We start from the raw sequence: 1906 nt of genomic DNA on the forward strand, positions 1-1906 counted from the left end.
ATGGTGAAATCGTCGAAGGCGTGACCGATGCGCAAGGCGCAACGCAGCTGTTGCAGAAAGATGCCATGAGTATTGCCAATGTGAGCATGAGGCGTTCGAGCAAGCAAAGCAGTTCCTGATAGGAGACCAGTACCAGTATCAGGTGGAGCCTGGGAAGACGCTCAAGGACTACAACATCGAGCAGCAAGGAGACATTGTGCGTGATTACTACCAAGGCCTGGAATCTGGAAACACTCAGGTACTGACAAAGCTCAAGCCTGTATTGGGCAACTTCCCGGCGGGGTATTGAACGATGAAAGGCCTGATGTTTGCTGTGTTCTGTGGGGTTTTGCTGATGCCATGGCCAACATGGGCCGTGTCCAAACGTCCTCCGGAAACTCCAGTGACGATCAATTCCGGTCGTCCAATAGCGGACCTTCGACCTCTATTGGCGGACACCAACAACCTGGAGATCACCCAAGTGTTTCTCTGCCGTCGGACCGCCAGCAAGTGTTACGAAACGCTCTGGGATATTGACCTTCCCGACGGCTGGATTCAGCCGCAAATAGAATTGTTGGGCGACTACCCCGGTGCTTTGGTCAGAACGCAGAACCGCAAAGCGCTGCAGCCGGGGGGTAGTTACAACCTCAATATTCACTTCAAGGAGCGCGGTCGTTGGCATAAACAAACAGTTTCCAGCACCTTTGTGGAGTTTTGTCTGATAGACGAAGGGGAGGGGGTAAAAGTCCAGGAATCGGCGCTTTGCCTGGCTCGAAGAAATGCCGAAGAGCGGCAATCACTGCCCTGAATCGATGGGGTGTAGCCCGTAATCTGGATGTTTGCTGTTCATGCCTCAATGAGGATAAGCACGATCAAAGATGAGCTGCAGATGAGGGCTGCCGACGTCGGCCAAAGGGGCAACTGAGTCCTTGGCAAAAATCGAATTCACATTGAAAAAACTGCGTCAGGGTACCAAGTCATGAAGTCTGATATATCGCCTTTATTCCTGTTGATCGCCCTGATCGCAACCTCTGTCCAGGCCGTTTCCAGAATGCCGCCAGCGACCCCGGTCTTGATCAGGGATAACCAGCCTGTCGTTGATCTGCGTCCCCTGTTGGCTGAAACCAACAATCTAGAAATTACGCATGTGCTTCTCTGCCGCCTTGGTGCTCAGCGTTGCGATGAAACGATATGGGACATTGCGCTCCCCGCTGGTTGGCAGCAGCCGGATCTCACCTTGTTTGGCAACTACCCGGGAGCAACCGTAAGGGTTCTCAGACATGAGGCTTTACAACCAGGAGGCAGTTACAACCTGTTCATTCATTTCAACGAGCGGAGCCGACTGCACCAACAGACGGTTGACAACACCGTTACCGAGTTTTGTCTGGAAGATAAACCTGACGCCTTGCAAGTCCTGGCTCGCGCAGATTGCCGGGCTCGAAGGATCGCAGCGCAACATCAAGGAGGACCTGCACGATGAATGACGCCGTTCGGATGAGGACCATTTGCACCGGTGAAGCGATCACCCTGCCAGGCGGTGGCGATGTGCACCTGATCGCGCCGCCCCCCAAGCCCTGCGTGACCATCGTGGTGCATGGCGTCAACGATCTTGCCGGTTGCTACGAGCGCATCGAGCGCGGCCTGTGCGAGGGGCTCAACGAACGCCTGGACATGTCGCCGACCCTGCCCAATGGCGTGAGCAATCCAGGCTGGCTGCGCCCGGCCGGCTACAGCTTGCCCGAGGACGATGATGGCAAGGCCAGCAACCCCGACGCGGTTTACTACCGGCGCAAATTCGGCGCTGCGGCCAACGGCGCCGACAGCCGCAGCGTGGTCATTCCGTTCTATTGGGGCTTTCGCGAGGAAGAGCAGCACATCATCAAGGATGCGCCCCACGGCGAGTGGATGGATCGCAACAAAAACCGCC

General features: G+C 55.9%; 3 protein-coding genes and 1 pseudogene. All 4 read left to right on the plus strand.

Annotated features, from left to right (window positions below; all coding sequences use genetic code 11):
- Nucleotides 1–119 (plus strand): annotated as a pseudogene (locus BLX41_RS37570) (hypothetical protein); the annotation flags it as partial.
- 173 nt (nt 120–292) lie between these two features.
- On the plus strand, nt 293–787 hold the full coding sequence (locus tag BLX41_RS31860; protein WP_123728077.1) for a hypothetical protein: 495 nt from the start codon (nt 293–295) through the stop codon (nt 785–787).
- A 171-nt stretch (nt 788–958) separates the two neighbouring features.
- Entirely contained in the window at nt 959–1459 is a 501-nt protein-coding gene (locus BLX41_RS31865) for a hypothetical protein (protein WP_123728078.1), read from the plus strand.
- A partial coding sequence (locus tag BLX41_RS31870; RefSeq protein WP_473241697.1) for a T6SS effector phospholipase Tle3 domain-containing protein occupies nt 1456–1906 on the plus strand: 451 nt, incomplete at its 3' end. The genes BLX41_RS31865 and BLX41_RS31870, both read left to right, overlap by 4 nt.

This window comes from Pseudomonas protegens, from assembly GCF_003732485.1.
Lineage (GTDB): Bacteria > Pseudomonadota > Gammaproteobacteria > Pseudomonadales > Pseudomonadaceae > Aquipseudomonas > Aquipseudomonas protegens_B.

Bases quoted from the DNA above. Each gene is read 5' to 3' on its own strand.
- BLX41_RS31860 (WP_123728077.1), top strand. From the start codon at position 293: ATGAAAGGCCTGATGTTTGCTGTGTTCTGTGGGGTTTTGCTGATGCCA.
- BLX41_RS31865 (WP_123728078.1), top strand. From the start codon at position 959: ATGAAGTCTGATATATCGCCTTTATTCCTGTTGATCGCCCTGATCGCA.